Raw genomic sequence first — 20,099 nt, forward strand, 5'->3', positions numbered from 1 at the left:
GTGACGGATAATCCGAACAAAAAAACGTTCTGGGATAAAATTCACATCGATCCCACGATGTTGCTTATTTTGCTGGCACTGCTGGTTTACAGCTCGCTGGTTATCTGGAGCGCCAGCGGCCAGGATATTGGCATGATGGAGCGTAAGGTCGGCCAAATAGCCATGGGTCTGGTCATCATGGTGGTGATGGCGCAGATCCCTCCCAGGGTCTACGAAGGCTGGGCCCCCTATCTCTATATTGTCTGTATTATTCTGCTGGTAGCGGTAGATGCCTTTGGGGCCATTTCTAAAGGCGCACAGCGCTGGCTGGACCTCGGCATTGTGCGTTTTCAGCCGTCTGAAATTGCTAAAATTGCAGTCCCGCTGATGGTAGCACGCTTTATCAACCGTGATGTTTGTCCGCCGTCGCTGAAGAATACCGCTATCGCGCTGGTGTTGATTTTCATGCCGACGCTGCTGGTCGCCGCGCAACCTGACCTCGGGACCTCTATCCTTGTTGCCCTTTCCGGCCTGTTTGTGCTGTTCCTGTCGGGCTTAAGCTGGCGCTTAATCGGCGTGGCTGTGGTTCTGGTCGCCGCGTTTATCCCGATACTGTGGTTCTTCTTGATGCATGATTACCAGCGTCAGCGCGTGATGATGCTTCTCGACCCTGAAACCGACCCACTGGGCGCGGGATATCACATTATTCAGTCTAAAATTGCTATTGGTTCCGGCGGTCTGAGCGGCAAAGGCTGGCTGCACGGTACGCAGTCACAGCTTGAATTTTTACCCGAACGCCACACCGACTTTATCTTTGCGGTGTTAGCCGAAGAGCTTGGGCTAGTAGGGATCTTAATTCTGCTGGCGCTGTACATTTTGCTGATTATGCGTGGGCTATGGATTGCCGCCCGAGCGCAAACCACTTTTGGTCGCGTCATGGCCGGTGGTTTAATGTTGATATTATTCGTTTATGTCTTCGTAAATATTGGTATGGTGAGCGGTATTCTGCCCGTAGTAGGGGTTCCACTCCCGCTGGTCAGTTACGGAGGCTCTGCACTGATTGTGCTGATGGCCGGGTTCGGGATTGTGATGTCGATCCACACCCATAGAAAAATGTTGTCGAAAAGCGTGTAAGGGGTACGCAATGCGTAAGCAGTGGCTTGGAATCTGCATCGCAGCAGGAATGCTCGCGGCGTGTTCGAATGATGATGGTCAGCAACAGGGTGCTGTCGCGCCGCAACCAGCGGTGTGTAATGGTCCGATTGTTGAAATCAGCGGAGCCGATCCGCGTTTTGAACCCCTGAACCCAACGGCTAATCAGGATTACCAGCGTGATGGTAAAAGCTATAAAATTGTTCAGGATCCCTCTCGCTTTAGCCAGGCCGGATTGGCCGCAATCTATGATGCGGAACCCGGCAGCAATTTAACCGCATCCGGTGAGGCATTTGATCCCATGCAGCTCACCGCTGCGCATCCGACATTACCGGTTCCCAGCTACGCCCGAATTACCAACCTGGCAAACGGCAGGATGATCGTCGTACGGATTAACGATCGTGGTCCTTATGGCAACGATCGCGTGATTTCACTTTCACGCGCTGCGGCCGATCGTCTGAACACCTCGAACAATACGAAAGTGCGTATTGATCCGATAATCGTCGCGCAAGACGGTTCGTTGTCAGGCCCTGGTATGGCGTGTACGACGGTCGCAAAACAGACTTACGCCCTGCCGTCTCGTCCTGATTTAAGCGGGGGTAACACTATGCCTTCTGCACCGGACGCAGACCAGCCGCAAGGCGATATTCGTCCTATCAGTAATTCAACGCTGAAAAGCGATGACGCTACCGGTGCGCCAGTTAACAGCAATGGTTTCCTTGGTGCGCCAACTACGCTCGCCGCAGGCGTGCTCGAAGGCAGCGAACCCACACCGGCTCCACAGCCCGTAACAACAGCGCCTGCAACAGTGTCAGCACCGGTATCTGCTCCGGCCGCTGCTACACCCGTTGCTGCAACCAATGGCCGTTATGTCGTTCAGGTGGGTGCCGTCAGCGAGCAGGCCCGTGCGCAGCAGTACCAAAAACGACTGAGCCAGCAGTTTGGCGTGCCGGGCCGCGTGGTACAAAACGGTGCCGTATGGCGTATCCAGATGGGGCCGTTCACCAGCAAAGCGGAAGCCAGTACATTGCAGCAGCGCCTGCAATCCGAAGCGCAATTACAGTCCTTCATCACCGGCGTGTAGTAACGTAAAGCAGGCACCCGTTCTGTCAATTTCTGTCAATGACATTAACAAAGTCATGTGGAAAGTCGGATGCCTGTAAGTTACGCATTTGCTATAGTAGGGCACTTTTTTTACTTTCATCACGGACGTCGTAGTTCAGACCATGAAGACCACTTTTTCCGCTCGTTTCGTGCAGCGCATCGCGCTCACCGCGGCTCTCTGCGCAGCCTCTCTCTCTGCTGCCCATGCCGATGACCTGAATATTAAAACCATGATCCCGGGCGTTCCGCAGATCGACGCGGAGTCCTATATCCTGATTGATTACAATTCAGGAAAGGTTCTGGCCGAACAGAATGCGGACACTCGCCGCGACCCCGCCAGCCTGACCAAAATGATGACCAGCTATGTCATCGGTCAGGCCATGAAAGCCGGGAAATTCAAAGAAACCGATTTGGTCACCGTGGGCAATGACGCGTGGGCTACCGGTAACCCGGTGTTTAAAGGTTCATCGCTGATGTTCCTGAAACCGGGAATGCAGGTTCCCGTTTCACAATTGATCCGTGGTATTAACCTGCAATCCGGCAACGACGCTTGCGTGGCAATGGCTGACTTTGCTGCCGGTAGTCAGGATGCTTTCGTCGGCCTGATGAACAGCTATGTGAATGCGCTGGGACTGAAAAACACCCACTTCCAGACCGTCCACGGTCTGGATGCTGAAGGTCAGTACAGCTCAGCACGTGACATGGCGTTGATTGGTCAGGCGCTGATTCGCGACGTGCCTAACGAATACTCTATCTACCGAGAAAAAGAGTTCACTTTCAACGGCATTCGTCAGTTAAACCGTAACGGCCTGCTGTGGGATAACAGCCTGAATGTTGACGGGATTAAAACCGGTCACACCGATAAAGCGGGCTATAACCTGGTGGCATCCGCAACCGAAGGTCAGATGCGTCTGATCTCTGCCGTCATGGGCGGTCGTACCTATAAAGGTCGTGAAACCGAAAGCAAAAAGCTGCTGACCTGGGGCTTCCGTTTCTTTGAAACCGTGAACCCACTGAAGGTCGGCAAAGAATTTGCCTCTGAACCGGCTTGGTTTGGTAATACCGATCGTGCCTCGTTAGGTGTTGATAAAGATGTCTACCTGACCATTCCGCGCGGCCGTATGAAAGATCTGAAAGCGAGCTATGTGCTGAACACCACTGAACTGCACGCGCCGCTGCAGAAAAACCAGGTTGTCGGCACCATCAATTTCCAGCTCGACGGCAAAACCATTGAACAGCGCCCGCTGGTGGTCCTGCAGGAAATCCCTGAAGGCAACTTCTTTGGTAAAATCATTGATTACATTAAATTAATGTTTCATCATTGGTTTGGCTAAAAATTGAGCACTTGAAAGTGTGATTTACGTCCCCATATACTAGGTATCCAGATAACTCCCACTCAGCGTGGGAGTTATTATTTTTTGATGTAACGCCGGAGCTGACATGAAAACCAAACTTAACGAACTGCTTGAATTCCCTACTCCATTTACTTACAAAGTAATGGGGCAGGCGTTGCCGGAGTTGGTTGATCAGGTGGTTGAAGTGGTACAGCGCCATGCGCCAGGTGATTACTCTCCAACAGTAAAACCGAGCAGCAAAGGCAACTACCACTCGGTCTCTATCACCATCACTGCTACGCACATTGAGCAGGTTGAAACCCTGTACGAAGAATTAGGCAACATCGACATCGTACGTATGGTGCTGTAACAGCCTGTCGGTTACCCGTTGCATTCTGCTCGGGTAACCTCTCTCTCCTTCCCCTGTGATATACTTTCCCCTCTTTATATTCTCTACTCGATGTGAGTATCTACGGAGATACCGTTTTGTATCAGGATAAAATTCTTGTCCGCCAGCTCGGTCTTCAGCCTTACGAGCCAATCTCTCAGGCCATGCACGAATTCACCGATACCCGCGATGAAAACAGTCATGATGAAATCTGGCTGGTAGAGCATTATCCGGTCTTCACTCAGGGGCAGGCAGGTAAAGCAGAACACGTTCTGGTGCCGGGTGATATCCCCGTTATTCAGAGCGATCGTGGCGGTCAGGTAACGTACCACGGCCCAGGCCAACAGGTGATGTATGTCCTGTTGAACCTCAAACGCCGAAAACTGGGCGTTCGCGAACTGGTCACGCTGCTGGAACAAACCGTGGTAAACACGCTTGCGGAAATGGGTATCGATGCACACCCACGAGCCGATGCGCCAGGCGTTTACGTCGGTGAAAAGAAAATCTGTTCGTTAGGGTTACGGATTCGTAGAGGATGTTCATTCCATGGCTTAGCGCTTAACGTGGATATGGATTTGTCGCCTTTCCTGCGCATCAACCCTTGCGGCTACGCCGGAATGGAGATGGCGAAAGTTTCACAGTGGGATAGTCATGCCACCACCGAAAGCGTTCGTCCTCGTTTGCTGGCAAACATATTAGCGCTACTCGGTAACCCACCACACGAGTACGTCGCAGACTAAAAACGGGGCAGACATTGCCGCAGCATATGTTGTGGCAAATGGCACAAAACAACAACTATTTTACATTTTGCCAGCCTGTCAGGCTGCTTTCTGGCCCGTTTCAATGATATACTGCGTATCACTAATTCAAAAATAGTTGATAAATACAACATTCCCTTGAATTGAAACGCTTTCCTTCGTTATTCGCAACTGGAACACGCAAGCTATGAGTAAACCCATTGTGATGGAACGCGGTGTTAAATACCGCGATGCCGATAAGATGGCTCTTATCCCGGTAAAAAATGTGGCAACAGAGCGTGAAGCCCTGCTGCGTAAACCGGAATGGATGAAAATAAAACTGCCAGCGGACTCCACTCGCATCCAGGGCATCAAAGCGGCAATGCGCAAAAATGGCCTGCACTCTGTCTGCGAAGAAGCGTCCTGCCCTAACCTGGCTGAATGTTTCAATCACGGCACCGCAACCTTTATGATCCTCGGCGCGATTTGTACCCGCCGCTGCCCATTCTGTGACGTTGCCCACGGCCGTCCGGTTGCCCCGGATGCCAACGAACCGTTAAAACTGGCTCAAACTATTGCGGACATGGCGCTGCGCTATGTCGTCATCACCTCCGTCGATCGCGACGATCTGCGCGATGGCGGTGCTCAACACTTTGCGGACTGCATCACAGCTATCCGTGAGAAAAGCCCGTCGATTAAAATCGAAACGCTGGTACCTGACTTCCGTGGTCGAATGGACCGCGCGCTGGATATCCTCACCGCAACGCCGCCAGACGTGTTTAACCACAACCTTGAAAACGTACCGCGTATTTACCGCAATGTACGTCCGGGTGCAGATTACAACTGGTCACTGAAGCTTCTGGAGCGTTTCAAAGAAGCCCATCCGGAGATCCCAACCAAATCAGGTCTGATGGTGGGTCTGGGTGAAACCAACGCGGAAATCATTGAGGTCATGCGTGACCTGCGTCGTCATGGCGTTACCATGCTAACGCTGGGGCAGTATTTACAGCCAAGCCGTCACCATCTGCCGGTTCAGCGCTATGTTAGCCCGGATGAGTTCGATGAAATGAAAGCGGAAGCCATGGCGATGGGCTTTACCCATGCAGCTTGCGGTCCATTTGTACGTTCTTCATATCATGCAGACATGCAGGCAAAAGGGCTGGAAGTGAAGTGATCGCGTAATACTCACTTACATTTCAGCAATAAAAAAACCGGCAAATTGCCGGTTTTTTTCATGCAGAGTTTGCAGTATGAGCATCATGCTCCTGACATCACTCTTTATGAGAAAGCTTCTCAGCCTGAACGCTACCATCAGCATCTTTCTTCGCATCGGCATTTTCATCGTTCATCGCTTTCTTGAAGCCTTTAATTGCCGTTCCCAGGTCTCCACCCAGAGTACGTAACTTCTTGGTACCAAACAGCAGAACGACCAGTGCGGCAACCACCAGCAGTTTGGTAATACTAATCTCACCCATAGATACCTTCTTCACTTAAACCAGGCTGCATAAAGCGCCATATTAACCTGAGAATTTTAACGGCCTTTCGACGCGGGCACACAATAGCAATCTGTAACAAGGTGAATCAAGTCTTGTTTAAAAAAACGTCATAATAATTGCGGTGGCGCAAAGCGTCGGTTGCGTAACACCGGAAGTTGCGCCCTGACCTGTCGCACTCGCTCGGCAGAAACCTCAGTAACAATCAGCGCGGGTGTTTCTGCGGCAGCGGCAATCGTCACGCCAAACGGATCGATTATCCGGCTTTGACCAATATTCTTATTGCCACACTCACCGGCAGCAATCAGATAGCAGGTCGCATCCAACGCTCTGGCCGCCAGCAGCGTAGCCCAGTGATGTTCTTTTAGCGCGCCGCGTACCCAGGCCGCAGGGAGTACCAGAATATCTGCCCCCTGCAAAGCATGTGCTAATGCCAGCTCAGGGAAGCGTAAATCGTAACAGGTCATCAAACCGACTTTAAGACCTTCCACGTCCAACAGCGGCGGTACGACATCGCCTGCATCAACATTACGCGACTCCTGAATCGAAAAAGCATCATAGAGATGTAATTTGGCGTAATGAGCCACAACCTGACCTCTTCGTAGCGCCACCAGCATGTTAAACGCCCGTCCCGGCAGCGAGGGAACATGAATAGTCAGGATCGTTGTCATCTCATTCTGCACGCTTTCTCGCAGTAATCGCGTCAGATATCCCCCTTCCAGCCATTGAGCAGATTTCACTGACAGGTCAGGGTCAAGATCGTCACGGGCCAGCAACGCTTCGGGTAAGACCAACAATGAGACGCCCTCGCCCGCGGCCTGGGACATCAATGATACGCACGTTTCGGCATTTTTCTCCCATGAGGGACCCACGGCGAATTGCCCTGCAGCAACGAACATACTCCCTCCTGAAAAAACGGTTAGGCTCGCCAATAATGATTATTCAGCGTTACACTCACACTATATACAATCAAATAGCAGGATTATGCAGTGTCACAACTCCTTTTAGCGGTTTTTATTGGCGGTGGTACAGGTAGCGTAGCCAGATGGCTGTTGAGTATGCGATTTAACCCCCTTCATCAAGCGATTCCCTTCGGCACGCTGGCTGCAAACTTAATTGGGGCGTTTATCATTGGCATGGGGCTGGCGTGGTTCAATCGCATGACCCACATTGACCCTATGTGGAAGGTATTGATTACGACAGGCTTTTGCGGCGGGCTGACCACCTTCTCAACATTCTCAGCAGAGGTGGTGTTTTTACTGCAAGACGGACGTTTTGGCTGGGCAATGGTGAACGTACTGATCAATCTGTTGGGGTCTTTTGCGATGACCGCCCTGGCGTTCTGGCTGGTTTCCGCTTCTTCGGCACACTGAAGATAAAAAAACCCGCAATTAAGCGGGTTTTGAATTCTTGCTGTCGTATGCTTACAGAGCGGTTACGTTTGCAGCAGAAGGGCCTTTGGCACCGTTAGTGATTTCGAACTCTACACGCTGACCTTCAGCCAGAGTTTTAAAACCATTGGTCTGGATTGCAGAGAAGTGTACGAACACATCTTTGCTGCCATCTTCCGGAGTAATGAAACCGAATCCTTTGGACTCATTAAACCACTTAACGTTACCTTTAATCTTAGACATCAAAATTACCTTTACATGAAAAATAGACACAAATGCTGTGTCGGGTATCAGTACAACAATTGTGGTGGACTTTGTCCAGTCGAACTTTGCCAAAAAGTGATAAATGTCGCGTTATTTTTGCAGTAAAGTTCGTAACTAATTGTTTTTTAATGGTTTATGCTTAGTTACATAACAATACGCATCGTTCATCAAAACTGGAAACGCATCCAGGCAAAATAGACATTCCCGTTATTATACGTACCGGGTATGTAGGTCATCTGAAATGTTGCCGGACCATAACCTATCGATGCCAGTGGCAGTATTACCGGCACAGGAATGTAGTTCCAGTTATCACGCGCGGTGAAACCGGCGGTAAAGCCCAGACCAGTATGGAAGTTATCATCGGCCAGCGGGCGCCAGGTTTTTTCCCAACCATATCCTCCGATGGGCTCCCACTTATTGTAGGAATCCTTAAAGGCCATAATATACAGCCCGTGCCAGTTGCCTTTATCATCCCAACGGGACTGACCAAATCCCGCTCCCCAGGGGCGTTCATTGTAACGATCTGTTTTATCTTTATCGTAGGCAAATCGCGCATGCCAGGTAATGGCGGGCACGTACAGGTCATAATGCTCCGGCTGCTGCCAGGTTTCACTGACATTATCTGTGAAGGTATCAAACCAACCTTTATCTTCAGCTGTGGCCTGTGGAATAACAGCCAACTGAATAAAAACAAATGAAATAAACAGGAAATAGCGCTTCGCGACAATCACAACGTAATTACCATTCTGGGGTTCTGCATTAATTGTAGCAAAGCCATCCTTAATGTTAACTTAACGAAAATGCTTAGGGTTAAAAATCAGAATATTCCCTTCGTATGCGCGTAGTTTATTTCCCTTATATTTCCCGAGCCTTATCTGAAACGGTCATTACTCTATTAATATCAATAAATTGTTCATTTTACATGCAAAAGTTAAATAAATTAACAATTAGAAAACAAAACAAGATCAATTCAATGTCAAATCCCACACAACCACAGACGACTTCACACTTTTTGATTGCAGCATTCCCGGTTCATCCGCTATGTTGAAAAAATGGCTCAGCCATTGGTTTAATCCGTATTTTTATTGATTTCAATCAGCGAGGGTTATCCGTTTATTAGGCACATTCTCTCACCGTTTTATGCTTTTTTTAGTTTTTTTACTTTCTGGGCGTCAATGTGACAGGGGAAATAATGTTGACATTTATAGAACTCCTTATCGGAGTTATGGTTATTGTGGGTGTAGCGCGCTACATCATTAAAGGTTATTCCGCGACCGGCGTACTGTTTGTCGGTGGCCTGGTTTTACTGATTATCAGCGCCCTGATGGGTCATAAAGTTTTGCCCGGTAGTGCCGAAAGCACAGGCTACACAGCAACAGACATCGTTGAATACATTAAAATTTTGCTGATGAGCCGCGGTGGCGATCTCGGCATGATGATCATGATGCTGTGTGGTTTTGCCGCCTACATGACGCATATTGGTGCAAACGATATGGTGGTTAAACTGGCTTCCAAACCACTGCAATATATCAACTCACCCTATGTGTTAATGATTGCCGCCTACTTTGTCGCCTGCCTGATGTCACTGGCGGTTTCTTCAGCGACGGGGCTGGGCGTACTGCTGATGGCAACCCTCTTTCCGGTCATGGTTAACGTGGGTATCAGCCGTGGTGCTGCGGCGGCCATTTGCGCCTCCCCTGCCGCCATCATTCTATCCCCCACTTCTGGTGATGTGGTTCTCGCCGCCAAAGCCGCAGAAATGCCGTTGATCGACTTCGCATTTAAAACCACGCTGCCGATTTCCATTGCCGCCATTATCGGCATGGCGATTGCCCACTTTTTCTGGCAGCGCTATCTGGACAAAAAAGAGAACGTTTCTCACGAAATGTTAGACGTGGCCGAAATCACCACCACCGCGCCATCGTTTTACGCCATCCTGCCGTTTACTCCGATTGTCGGGGTTCTCATTTTTGATGGTAAGTGGGGACCGCAACTGCACATCATTACCATTCTGGTGCTGTGCATGCTTATTGCCGCAGTGTTGGAGTTTGTCCGCGGGTTCAATACCCAGAAGGTTTTCTCAGGTCTGGAAGTGGCCTACCGCGGCATGGCTGATGCCTTTGCTAACGTGGTAATGCTGTTAGTTGCCGCCGGAGTTTTCGCCCAGGGTCTGAGCACTATCGGCTTTATTCAGAGCCTGATCTCGATCGCCACCTCGTTTGGCTCCGCAAGCATTATTCTGATGCTGGTGCTGGTTATTCTGACCATGCTGGCAGCAATGACCACCGGCTCCGGTAATGCCCCGTTCTATGCCTTCGTTGAGATGATCCCAAAACTAGCGCACTCTTCAGGCATTAACCCCGCTTACCTCTCCATCCCGATGCTGCAAGCGTCGAACCTGGGGCGTACGATCTCCCCGGTCTCTGGTGTGGTCGTTGCCGTTGCGGGTATGGCGAAGATTTCACCGTTTGAAGTGGTCAAGCGCACGTCTGTGCCGGTGATGGTCGGGCTACTGATTGTCATTATCGCCACGGAAGTGATGGTGCCCGCTACAACTGCCGTAATGGGTGGCTAACGCTACCCGCCAATAACTGAGTTGATACACAAAATCATTTCAGCTGCATCGAGGCGGCAAGTGGAGACATCCCCAGGAGCATAGACAACTATGTGACTGGGGTTTCTTCACGCAGCCAACAAAGAGGCAGCTTAAAGGATGATGTGTATTAGCCGCCGTGGTAAATACGCTGCGGCCGCCCAACTTTCCCGTGAATAATCTCCGCAATAATCAAATGCCGGCTGGCACAGTACTCCAGATAACGCCTGGAGGTTGTGCGGCTGATGGTCAACGCCTGTGCAATGGTCTCAGCGGTATGGTGTACCGTCGGATCAGCGAATAATTTCAGCACCGCATTCAGCGTTAGCGCATCAATACCCGTAGGCAAATCCCCTTTTGGTTCACCCCGCGCATAAGCGTTAAACATTTCATCAATCTGCTTTTGACTGGCACTGTCGTTACCCGCCAGCATGCGTCTGCGCTGCTGATAGCGCGTTAGCGTCTGCCCCAGTCGCTCGTAGGCAATCGGTTTGACCAGATAATCAAACGCCCCGCCGCGCACCGCCTCTGACACCGTATCCATGTCACTGGCAGCCGTAGTAAACACCACGCCGCCAGGGTAGCGTGCCTGAGTCAACTCATGTAGAAGGGTAATGCCCTTACCGTCCGGTAAATAGTTATCGAGAAGAATCAGACCGGGCTTAAAACGCGCGATCATCATCCGCGCCTGCTCCAGGTTCCCCGCCAACCAGATCTGGCTGAAACCGGGTATATGGCGGATATATTCAGCATGCATCTCCGCCAGCAGCGTTTCATCCTCAACGATCAATAGCGTTAATGGTTCCGTCATCGTTTTTTTTCACTTTCGGAAGAAATAGAGAAAATAAAGTGCCGCAGGGGGTGTTATCTTCAAGCGTAATAACCCCATCACAGCGCCTCACATAACTTGCAATCAGATACAAACCGATGCCATGTTCACCTGGTTCATCGGTACGGGTGCTCACACCCTGTTCAAATATTTTTTCACGTAACGCTTCCGGTACGCCGCACCCTTGGTCGGCAACTTCAATGATGACCTCATCCCCTTCATCACTCAGAAACAGTTCAACAACCTTATTCCCTTGTTGGGTACGTAAGCTGGCCTCAAATGCATTATCAAGCAGATTGCCAACAATTGCTGCAAACTCTGTGCTATCCAGCCCTTCGGGAAGTTGATGAAGTTGACTTCCGGGAACAATCGTCATTTTGAGCCCCAATTCCCGCGCACGCTGGACTTTACCAAACAGCAGACCGGCAACCTGGCGATCGGCAAAGGCACCGCGCAGGTCATCAATCAGCTGCTGCTGGGCCTGGGATTCCCCCTGCACCATCTCAAGCACGCGATCGTATTCTTTCATTTGCAGCAGGCCATTAATGGTCGACATCCAGTTCAGATGTTCATGACGCAGTGTTCTCAGGCTCTCAACATATTGTTTGATTTGTGTCAGCTGGGCATTGAGGGTGGCTATTTCATCTTTGCTACGAAAACTGATAATCGCCCCGAGTAATTCATCGCCGGAACGGATAGCCTCACGGTTGGCGATAACACTTAGCCCGTTAAAATTCACCATCGCATCCTGACGTTGCTCCGCAATCTGCTGGGTGAAAAAGTCCGACGGATTAACAACCTCATCAATGGGTTTCCCCAACCACTGCCGCCCTGGCGACGGAAGCCCCAGCATTTTTCGCGCACTGCGATTGATAGCAGTTATGCACCCGTCCAGGTCAACGGCAATCAAGCCTTCGTATACCGAGCTAAATAACGCGTCCTGTTGGCGCACCACACGGGCAATTTGTTTGGGCTCCATTCCCAGCATCTGGCGGCGAATATGGGCGGCAAAAAACCAGGAGAGCAGCATCAGTAACAACAGCAGCAGAAGAAACACACCCGCCATCGGCAGTAAAAAATCCGATCGCCAACTGTCGATTTTACTGATCAAATAACCTATCGAAACCACGCCAATAATCTTGCCATCATCATCAAAAATGGGCGTTTTAGCGCGCATTGCCAACCCAATAGATCCCATCCCGGTAATAAAGTAGCTTTCCCCATTTGCCAACGCACCGGGCTTGGTGAACTGCATTGGGTAGCCAATTTTTTGCGGATTCGGATGGTAGAGACGAATAGAGTTCTCATCACCGATCACCACATAATCGAAATCAGTCCCGCTCTGAAGCTTGTCGGCAATGGTCGCCAGACGCGTGTAATCGCGATGCTTCACCGCAGTGATGATACTGTCGTTAGAGGCGATGATTTTCGCCTGGTTCATTGCCATATCACGGACGTGCGTTGTCAGGTAGTCTTCAAAACTGGCGGTGAAGTATTTCGCCAGCGCGGCGATGATAAAAATGGAAACGACCAGGATCAGCAGGAAAATACGCAATGGAAACGCCAGTCTGCGGAAAAAAGAAAACCGTGTTTTATTTTTATGTTGTGACATAATTTTTCCTCAACGACGTTAACCGCAACTTATTTTTTTGTATTTGTAATGAAAATGTTTTATTTACAAGTCACGGCATAAAATAGGATCGTTACAGATTCCCCACCTTAAATCAATTAAACAAATTAAAACCACGCGCTATTTCAGAGTTAAATTAATTAAAAAACTTAAAACCATAAAACACATAAAAACCTTCTAACGTATTGTGAAATAAATCAAAATTTACCTCTAAAATACCCCTTACGATGTATGCAGTAGGGAAAAAAAGAAATACTCCGTAATAAAAAAACCTTCCCTTCATTTGCAAACAAAACGTTATCAGGTTGCTAACCCTGGCAACAAAACCTAAAAGCCAGTAACAAATATACCATCAGGACACTTTTTACTATGTTCGGTAATAATATATTCTCGCACGTGAAGCGCTCAGAAAATAAAAAGATGGCGGCTATCGCTCAATTTCTGAAAGAGAATGATTTGAGCGTGGATACGACCGTTGAAATATTTATCACCGTCACCCGTGATGACCGCCTGATTGCCTGCGGCGGTATTGCCGGAAATATCATTAAATGCGTGGCTATCAGCGAAACCGTGCGCGGCGAAGGCTTAGCCCTGACGCTCGCCACTGAGCTGATCAATCTCGCGTATGAACGCCACTGTACGCACCTCTTCATCTATACCAAAACCGAATACGAAGCGCTGTTTAAGCAGTGTGGCTTCTCTACGCTGACCAGCGTACCGGGCATTATGGTGCTGATGGAAAACAGCACCACGCGTCTGAAGCGTTACGCCGAATCGCTGACAAAACAGCGTCGCGAAGGAAAAAAAATTGGCTGTATCGTCATGAACGCCAACCCTTTTACCAACGGTCATCGTTTTCTGATCCAACAGGCAGCGGCACAGTGCGACTGGCTACATCTGTTTCTGGTAAAAGAAGACACCTCACGCTTTCCGTATGAAGACCGTCTGGATCTGGTACTTAAGGGAACAAAAGATATTCCGCATTTAACCGTGCATCGCGGATCGGAATACATCATTTCTCGCGCCACGTTCCCGTGCTACTTCATTAAAGAGCAGAGCGTCATTAACCACTGCTACACCGAAATAGACCTGAAAATCTTCCGCCAGTATCTGGCCCCGGCACTTGGCGTCACGCACCGCTTCGTCGGTACCGAACCGTATTGCACCGTCACCTCCCAGTACAACAACGACATGCGCTACTGGCTGGAGACCCCAACGCTCCCCGCCCCACCGATTGAACTGGTGGAAATTGAGCGGCTGTGCTTCCAGGAGATGCCGATTTCCGCCTCCTGGGTACGCAAGCTGCTGGTTAAAAAAGATCTCACGGCTATCGCCCCTCTGGTTCCTGAAGCCACGTTGCACTACCTGCAAAACATGCTTGAGAGAACCTCGCCAGGTGCGGTAGTCCGCCAAAATACCCCCGCATTAGCAACAGGTGAAAAATGAAAATAAAGCAGGCAGCCGTCGCAGGCACTCTCGAGTCCGGTGATGTGATGATTCGCATCGCCCCGCTCGATACGCAGGATATCGACCTGCAGGTTAACAGTAGCGTTGAAAAACAATTTGGTGATGCCATTCGCACCACCATCCTCGACGTTCTGTCCCGCTACAACGTACGCGGCGTGCAATTAAATGTTGATGATAAAGGCGCACTGGACTGCATTTTACGTGCGCGACTGGAAGCATTACTGGCCCGCGCCAGCGGCATTCCGGCACTGCCATGGGAGGATTGCCAGTGATTTCTGAATCTTTGCAACAACGTAAATCCCGCACACGCCGTAGCATGTTGTTCGTACCGGGCGCCAATGCCGCAATGATCAGCAACTCGTTTATCTACCCGGCAGATGCGCTGATGTTCGACCTGGAAGACTCCGTCGCACTGCGCGAGAAAGATACCGCGCGTCGTCTGGTGTACCACGCGCTGCAGCACCCGCTGTATCACGACGTTGAAACCATTGTTCGCGTAAATGCCCTCGATTCTGAATGGGGTATCAATGACCTCGAAGCGGTCGTTCGCGGTGGCGCTGACATCGTGCGTTTACCTAAAACGGATACTGCACAGGATGTTATCGACATCGAAAGCGAAATTCTGCGTATCGAAAACGCCTGCGGTCGCGAACCTGGCAGCACCGGTCTGCTCGCTGCTATTGAATCACCGCTGGGCATCACCCGCGCCGTTGAAATCGCTCACGCCTCTGAACGTCTGATCGGTATTGCCCTGGGTGCAGAAGATTACGTGCGTAACCTGCGCACCGAGCGTTCGCCGGAAGGCACCGAACTGCTGTTTGCCCGCTGCTCTATTTTGCAGGCGGCACGCTCTGCGGGCATTCAGGCATTTGACACCGTTTATTCCGATGCCAATAACGAAGCCGGTTTCCTGCATGAAGCCGCACACATCAAGCAACTGGGTTTTGACGGTAAATCGCTCATCAACCCGCGCCAGATCGAACTCCTGCACAACCTGTATGCGCCAACGCGCAAAGAACTGGCGCACGCCCGTCTGGTTGTAGAAGCCGCTGAAGCCGCCGCTCGCGAAGGCCGTGGCGTTGTCTCCCTGAACGGCAAGATGGTCGACAGCCCGGTTATCGAGCGCGCCCTTCTGGTTATCTCCCGTGCAGAACTTTCCGGCATTCGCGAAGAATAAGGCAAAAAAATGACGCAGAAAATCGAACAGTCTCAACGACAGGATCGCGTGGCGACCTGGAGCCGTCATGCTGAAAGCGACCTTTCCGCTTTCCACAGCAGCGCAAAAGTCGCGTTACAGGCGCAAAAACCCCGCGACAAAAAACTGTGCGCTAACCTGGAAGACGCTATTCGCCGTTCAGGTTTACAGGATGGAATGACCATCTCTTTCCACCACGCCTTCCGCGGTGGCGACCTGACCATTAACCTGGTGATGGATACCATTGCCGCCATGGGCTTTAAAAACCTGACGCTGGCGTCCAGCTCCCTGAGCGACTGTCACGCTCCGCTGGTGGAACACATTCGTCAGGGCGTCGTCAGCCGCATTTATACTTCCGGTCTGCGTGGTCCGCTGGCGGAAGAGATCTCCCGCGGTTTACTGGCTGAACCTGTGCAGGTCCACTCTCACGGCGGTCGCGTACACCTGGTGCAAAGCGGTGAGTTAAGCATTGACGTAGCCTTCCTCGGCGTACCGTCCTGCGACCAGTTTGGTAATGCTAACGGCTACACCGGTAAAGCCTGCTGTGGCTCACTCGGCTACGCCCGTGTCGATGCCGATAACGCTAAACAGGTGGTCCTGCTGACCGAACAACTGCTGAGCTACCCGCATAATCCGGCCAGTATCACCCAGGATCAGGTGGATCTGATCGTGCAGATCGAGCAGGTCGGTGATGCGGACAAAATTGGCGCCGATGCAACCCGCATGACGACCAACCCGCGTGAGCTGCTGATCGCTCGCAGCGCGGCAGAGGTGATTGCCAACTCCGGCTACTTCAATGAGGGCTTCTCTTTGCAGACCGGTACCGGTGGCGCCTCGCTGGCCGTAACCCGCTTCCTGGAAGACAAAATGCGCAGCCGCGACATCCGCGCCGACTTCGCACTGGGCGGCATCACTGCCACCATCGTTGACCTGCATGAAAAAGGGTTAATCCGCAAACTGCTGGATGTACAGAGCTTCGACAGTGCCGCCGCAAAATCCCTGGCCCGCAATCCAAACCATATTGAGATCAGCGCTAACCAGTACGCTAACTGGGGTTCGAAAGGCGCATCGGTTGACCGTCTGGATGTCGTAGTGCTGAGCGCACTGGAAGTGGATACGAACTTCAACGTCAACGTGCTGACCGGCTCCGACGGTGTGCTGCGCGGCGCATCCGGTGGCCACTGCGATACCGCTGTCGGTGCTGCGCTGTCGATTATCGTCGCCCCATTGGTTCGCGGTCGCATCCCGACGCTGGTTGATAACGTGCTGACCTGCGTCACCCCTGGCTCCAGCATTGACATCCTGGTCACTGACCACGGTATCGCCGTCAACCCTGCACGTCCTGAACTGGCTGAACGTTTGCAGGAAGCGGGGATGAAAGTGGTCTCCATCGACTGGCTGCGCGAGCGTGCACAGCAGCTTACCGGTCAGCCACGCGCCATCGAATTCACCGACCGGGTGATTGCCGTTGTGCGTTACCGCGACGGTTCAGTGATTGATGTTGTGCATCAGGTGAAGGAATAAGCCATGCACCTGCTCCCTGAACATGCCACCTGCCACGCGGTTTCTATTCCCGAGCTGCTCGCCAGCCGCGATGAGAGACAAGCACGGCAGCATGCCTGGCTCACCCGCCACTGCGTGCCACTGGTCTCTTTTACCGTGGTCGCACCGGGTCCGATTAAAGACAGCGAACTCACTCGTCGCATTTTTAATCACGGTATCACTGCCCTGCTCACGCTGGCGGAACAATCGGGCTGGGTTGTCAGGGAGCAAAATGCGCGGGTTTCTGCCAGCGGGCCGGAAGGTCTGTTGTCTATAGAGGCCCCGGCACACGACCTCAAGCTCGCCACCATAGAGCTTGAGCATTCACACCCGCTGGGACGGTTATGGGACCTCGATGTCCTGACTCCGGAAGGAGAAATCCTGTCTCGCCGTCATTTCACGCTCCCTGCACGCCGCTGCCTGCTGTGCGAGCAAAGCGCAGCCGACTGCGCGCGGGGTAAAAGCCACACGCTTTCCGAGTTACTTATTCGCATGGAGGAACTGCTGCATGATGCCGATTCCCGCAACATCGACTAAATCCGCCGTTCTTCCTCAGGATTTACCAGAAGCGTACGCGACGCTCGCGTGGCGTGCCATGCTGACGGAAGTCAACCTGTCTCCCAAACCCGGTCTGGTGGATCGTATTAACAACGGCGCGCACAAAGACATGGCGCTGGATGACTTTCACCGCAGCGCCGAGGCGATTCACGCCTGGCTGCCGCGTTTCGTCGAATACGGGGCCTTCAGCGCGCAACTGGTACCTGAAGATGTGCTGAAAGGACTGCGTCCGGTGGGGATGGCCTGCGAGGCCGAGATGTTTCGCGCCACTGCCGGGGTGAACACCCATAAAGGCAGTATCTTTTCGCTGGGATTGCTGTGCGCCGCCATTGGTCGCCTGCACCAGCTCAGCCAGACCGTCACACCTGAAACCATTTGCTCTACAGCAGCAGCCTTTTGCCGCGGCCTGACCGAGCGCGAACTGCGCCAGAACAATCAACAACTCACGGCTGGCCAACGTCTGTATCAACAACTGGGATTAACCGGGGCTCGCGGTGAAGCTGAAGCGGGCTATCCATTAGTGATCCACCACGCGTTACCGCACTACCGCGCATTGCTGTCTCAGGGTCGCGATCCTGAACTGGCATTGCTCGATACCTTACTGCTGCTTATGGCAATCAACGGCGATACCAACGTAGCTTCCCGCGGTGGCGCTGAGGGTCTGCGCTGGTTACAGCAGCAATCTGCCACATTATTGCAGCAAGGGGGAATTCGCACCCCCGCCGATCTCAATTACCTGCACCAGTTCGATCAACAGTGCATTGAACGCAACCTCAGTCCCGGGGGCTGTGCCGATCTGCTGATTGTCACCTGGTTCTTAGCTCAGATTTCACAAGTTCATCATTATCACCATTAAAGATCCTTTCCGGAGAATCATTCATGTCTTTATCAAAAGATAGTATATGGAAGTTACTGGCCCCGCTGGTCGTCATGGGTGTCATGTTTCTTATCCCCGTCCCTGATGGAATGCCCCCGCAGGCCTGGCACTACTTTGCCGTGTTTGTGGCCATGATTGTCGGTATGATCCTCGAGCCTATCCCGGCAACAGCGATCAGCTTTATCGCCGTGACAATTTGCGTTATCGGCAGCAACTACCTGCTGTTTGATGCCACAGAACTGGCAGACCCCACCTTTCACGCCGGCAAACAGGCACTGAAGTGGGGTCTGGCTGGCTTCTCCAGCACCACCGTCTGGTTGGTGTTTGGTGCGTTCATCTTCGCACTGGGTTATGAAGTCACCGGTCTGGGTCGTCGTATCGCGCTGTTCCTGGTGAAGTTCATGGGGAAACGTACCCTGACACTGGGCTATGCGATTGTTATTATCGACATCCTGCTGGCGCCATTTACACCGTCGAACACCGCGCGTACCGGTGGTACCGTTTTCCCGGTTATCAAGAACCTGCCGCCGCTGTTTAAATCATTCCCGAACGATCCGTCAGCTCGCCGTATCGGCGGTTATCTGATGTGGATGATGGTGATCAGTACCAGCCTGAGCTCCTCTATGTTCGTTACCGGCGCTGCGCCAAACGTACTGGGTCTGGAATTCGTTAACAAAATTGCCGGTATTCAGATCAGCTGGCTGCAATGGTTCCTCAGCTTCCTGCCAGTCGGTATTATTTTGCTGATCGTTGCGCCGTGGTTATCCTACGTTCTGTACAAACCCGAAGTCACTCACAGTGCAGAAGTTGCCGCATGGGCCGGTGACGAACTGAAAACCATGGGTAAACTGACCCGTAAAGAGATGACCCTGATCGGTCTGGTGCTGCTGAGCCTGGGTCTGTGGGTATTCGGCGGCAAGCTGATTGATGCCACCGCCGTGGGTCTGCTGGCGGTTTCTCTAATGTTGGCTCTGCACGTAGTACCGTGGAAAGACATCACCCGCTATAACAGCGCATGGAACACGCTGGTCAACCTTGCCACCCTGGTGGTAATGGCCAACGGCTTAACCCGTTCCGGTTTTATCGACTGGTTCGCTAACACCATGAGCTCACACCTGGAAGGCTTCTCACCTAACGCGACTGTGATCGTGCTGGTACTGGTGTTCTACTTTGCTCACTACCTGTTTGCCAGCCTGTCTGCGCATACCGCGACCATGCTGCCAGTAATTCTGGCGGTCGGTAAAGGGATCCCGGGCGTGCCAATGGAGCATCTGTGTATTCTGCTGGTGCTGTCCATCGGTATCATGGGTTGTCTGACACCGTATGCCACCGGCCCTGGCGTGATCATCTACGGCTGTGGTTATGTGAAGTCCAAAGACTACTGGCGTCTGGGCGCCATCTTCGGCGTTATCTATATCGCCATGCTTCTGCTGGTCGGCTGGCCGATTCTGGCAATGTGGAGCTAATCGTACTTCTTAGTCCTTAGCAAAAACGCGTAACGAAAATGATGCCGCTCAGCTAAACCTGAGCGGCTTTTTTTATGATTTAATAGATGACATTCAGAAA

21 protein-coding genes are annotated in these 20,099 nt (G+C 51.8%); 15 read left to right on the plus strand and 6 right to left on the minus strand.

The features are described from left to right. The 6 genes from mrdB (at position 1) to lipA (ending at position 5,868) form a co-directional block, all read left to right on the plus strand. On the plus strand, positions 1-1,113 hold the full coding sequence (gene mrdB / locus FDW88_RS09365; protein WP_096757900.1) for a peptidoglycan glycosyltransferase MrdB: 1,113 nt from the start codon (positions 1-3) through the stop codon (positions 1,111-1,113). Positions 1,114-1,123: 10 nt separating this feature from the next. Continuing rightward, the gene (gene rlpA, locus FDW88_RS09370) at positions 1,124-2,215 is read left to right on the plus strand and encodes an endolytic peptidoglycan transglycosylase RlpA (RefSeq protein WP_137362432.1); all 1,092 of its coding nucleotides are present in this window, start codon (positions 1,124-1,126) and stop codon (positions 2,213-2,215) included. A 142-nt stretch (positions 2,216-2,357) separates the two neighbouring features. Beyond that, positions 2,358-3,569, plus strand: coding sequence for a D-alanyl-D-alanine carboxypeptidase DacA (dacA, locus tag FDW88_RS09375; protein WP_096757902.1), 1,212 nt, complete (start codon positions 2,358-2,360; stop codon positions 3,567-3,569). A 106-nt stretch (positions 3,570-3,675) separates the two neighbouring features. After that, a complete protein-coding gene (gene ybeD, locus FDW88_RS09380) occupies positions 3,676-3,939 on the plus strand; it encodes a DUF493 family protein YbeD (protein WP_003022706.1) in 264 nt (87 codons plus the stop codon). A gap of 116 nt (positions 3,940-4,055) precedes the next feature. Continuing rightward, positions 4,056-4,697 (plus strand): lipoyl(octanoyl) transferase LipB, encoded by a 642-nt coding sequence (lipB, locus tag FDW88_RS09385; protein ID WP_137362433.1) that lies wholly within the window; start codon positions 4,056-4,058, stop codon positions 4,695-4,697. Positions 4,698-4,902: 205 nt separating this feature from the next. Next, complete coding sequence (lipA, locus tag FDW88_RS09390) at positions 4,903-5,868, plus strand: lipoyl synthase (RefSeq protein WP_049269752.1); 966 nt, start codon at positions 4,903-4,905, stop codon at positions 5,866-5,868. Between the two features lie 97 nt (positions 5,869-5,965). Here the strand turns inward: lipA and tatE are convergent, their stop codons facing one another. Then, entirely contained in the window at positions 5,966-6,169 is a 204-nt protein-coding gene (gene tatE, locus FDW88_RS09395) for a twin-arginine translocase subunit TatE (protein ID WP_045441030.1), read from the minus strand. A gap of 128 nt (positions 6,170-6,297) precedes the next feature. Next, entirely contained in the window at positions 6,298-7,086 is a 789-nt protein-coding gene (locus FDW88_RS09400) for a deaminated glutathione amidase (RefSeq protein ID WP_135912399.1), read from the minus strand. Positions 7,087-7,176: 90 nt separating this feature from the next. On the opposite strand from FDW88_RS09400, the gene crcB reads away from it, so the two are divergent. Further along, entirely contained in the window at positions 7,177-7,560 is a 384-nt protein-coding gene (gene crcB / locus FDW88_RS09405; protein WP_096757905.1) for a fluoride efflux transporter CrcB, read from the plus strand. A 51-nt stretch (positions 7,561-7,611) separates the two neighbouring features. Here the strand turns inward: crcB and cspE are convergent, their stop codons facing one another. Together cspE and pagP are read right to left on the minus strand one after the other, a co-directional pair. Beyond that, on the minus strand, positions 7,612-7,821 hold the full coding sequence (cspE, locus tag FDW88_RS09410) for a transcription antiterminator/RNA stability regulator CspE (RefSeq protein WP_000034826.1): 210 nt from the start codon (positions 7,819-7,821) through the stop codon (positions 7,612-7,614). 188 nt (positions 7,822-8,009) lie between these two features. Then, positions 8,010-8,573, minus strand: a complete 564-nt coding sequence (gene pagP, locus FDW88_RS09415; protein WP_117342216.1) for a lipid IV(A) palmitoyltransferase PagP — start codon at positions 8,571-8,573, stop codon at positions 8,010-8,012. 461 nt (positions 8,574-9,034) lie between these two features. Between pagP and dcuC the strand changes: the two genes are divergently transcribed. Further along, positions 9,035-10,417, plus strand: a complete 1,383-nt coding sequence (gene dcuC / locus FDW88_RS09420) for an anaerobic C4-dicarboxylate transporter DcuC (RefSeq protein WP_137362434.1) — start codon at positions 9,035-9,037, stop codon at positions 10,415-10,417. A gap of 148 nt (positions 10,418-10,565) precedes the next feature. Here dcuC and dpiA read toward each other — a convergent pair whose 3' ends face one another. Both dpiA and dpiB read right to left on the minus strand, forming a co-directional pair. Then, entirely contained in the window at positions 10,566-11,246 is a 681-nt protein-coding gene (dpiA, locus tag FDW88_RS09425) for a two-component response regulator DpiA (RefSeq protein WP_096757908.1), read from the minus strand. Further along, positions 11,215-12,876, minus strand: coding sequence for a sensor histidine kinase DpiB (gene dpiB, locus FDW88_RS09430; protein ID WP_137362435.1), 1,662 nt, complete (start codon positions 12,874-12,876; stop codon positions 11,215-11,217). The genes dpiA and dpiB overlap by 32 nt, the downstream gene beginning before the upstream one ends. Positions 12,877-13,263: 387 nt before the next feature. Here dpiB and citC point away from each other — a divergent pair, with 387 nt between their 5' ends. Genes citC through citT form a run of 7 tightly spaced genes read left to right on the plus strand, consistent with a single transcriptional unit; the run spans position 13,264 to position 19,999 of the window. Continuing rightward, on the plus strand, positions 13,264-14,340 hold the full coding sequence (citC, locus tag FDW88_RS09435; RefSeq protein WP_115259108.1) for a [citrate (pro-3S)-lyase] ligase: 1,077 nt from the start codon (positions 13,264-13,266) through the stop codon (positions 14,338-14,340). Continuing rightward, positions 14,337-14,633, plus strand: coding sequence for a citrate lyase acyl carrier protein (gene citD / locus FDW88_RS09440; RefSeq protein WP_096757911.1), 297 nt, complete (start codon positions 14,337-14,339; stop codon positions 14,631-14,633). Before citC ends, citD begins: the two co-directional genes overlap by 4 nt. Next, positions 14,630-15,538, plus strand: coding sequence for an aldolase/citrate lyase family protein (locus FDW88_RS09445; RefSeq protein WP_096757912.1), 909 nt, complete (start codon positions 14,630-14,632; stop codon positions 15,536-15,538). The genes citD and FDW88_RS09445 overlap by 4 nt, the downstream gene beginning before the upstream one ends. A 9-nt stretch (positions 15,539-15,547) precedes the next feature. Beyond that, positions 15,548-17,080: a citrate lyase subunit alpha gene (gene citF / locus FDW88_RS09450; RefSeq protein WP_137362436.1), complete on the plus strand. Its 1,533-nt coding sequence runs from the start codon at positions 15,548-15,550 to the stop codon at positions 17,078-17,080. Positions 17,081-17,083: 3 nt separating this feature from the next. After that, positions 17,084-17,635, plus strand: a complete 552-nt coding sequence (gene citX / locus FDW88_RS09455; protein ID WP_137362437.1) for a citrate lyase holo-[acyl-carrier protein] synthase — start codon at positions 17,084-17,086, stop codon at positions 17,633-17,635. Continuing rightward, complete coding sequence (gene citG / locus FDW88_RS09460) at positions 17,607-18,512, plus strand: triphosphoribosyl-dephospho-CoA synthase CitG (protein ID WP_115259112.1); 906 nt, start codon at positions 17,607-17,609, stop codon at positions 18,510-18,512. The genes citX and citG overlap by 29 nt, the downstream gene beginning before the upstream one ends. A 23-nt stretch (positions 18,513-18,535) precedes the next feature. Continuing rightward, complete coding sequence (gene citT / locus FDW88_RS09465) at positions 18,536-19,999, plus strand: citrate/succinate antiporter CitT (protein WP_115259113.1); 1,464 nt, start codon at positions 18,536-18,538, stop codon at positions 19,997-19,999. Positions 20,000-20,099 lie beyond the last annotated feature (100 nt).

It is taken from the genome of Citrobacter sp. wls829 (assembly GCF_005280825.1).
GTDB lineage: Bacteria > Pseudomonadota > Gammaproteobacteria > Enterobacterales > Enterobacteriaceae > Citrobacter > Citrobacter gillenii.